General features: G+C 63.7%; 2 protein-coding genes. Both read right to left on the bottom strand.

The window, feature by feature from the left end:
* Positions 1–255, bottom strand: a 255-nt coding sequence (locus AC1DTN_RS38975) for a DNA topoisomerase (protein ID WP_477925586.1), incomplete at its 3' end; no start/stop codon positions are given.
* A partial coding sequence (locus tag AC1DTN_RS38970; protein ID WP_477925585.1) for a DNA topoisomerase occupies positions 252–543 on the bottom strand: 292 nt, incomplete at its 5' end. The genes AC1DTN_RS38970 and AC1DTN_RS38975, both read right to left, overlap by 4 nt.

Here is a 543-nt window from a genome sequence, read left to right as displayed (position 1 = left end):
CAGCAGATCCCGATCGAGGTGATTCGTGATGATCGTGCCGCGGGTACGGGAGGTGCCGATGCCCTGGACGCGCTTCAGCATTTCGCGCTCCTGGTCGTTGCGCCCGAACTTGTGAGCTGACAGCATGTCGTCCATCAGCTCGTCCTCTGTGTACGGACTTGGCGGCGTAGTCCGCTTCGACTCAACCTTGGCGCTCACCGCATACATGACGGCCCCGCTCTGGTAGCCGCCGAACTTGTCGGTGGGGTCGCTCATGAGCGCATCCTTTGCACTTCGCCTCGCACTTCCGTCTCGCCGGCCCGGCCATCTTCGGAGTCGCCGCTTGATTCGGCATCGGCTTCGACCTCCTTCCAGCCCTTGCGGATCTCCTGCTTCTGGCTGGCGCGGAACTCGTCTTGGCCGAACCGGCCGATGAGCGAGTGCTGCTTGTAGAGGTAGTCGGGGTAGAACTGAGCCATGAACCGCTTGGCGATCGTGCGGAAGACTGCCTGCTCGTTCCGCCCGGCACCGCTGCTGGGCAGGCCCATGGGCACGATGGCGAAG

Source organism: Rhizobium sp. 01T444 (assembly GCF_056398305.1).
The sequence above is the reverse complement of the archived record's forward strand: the minus strand, read 5'-3'. Positions and strand labels throughout refer to the sequence as shown.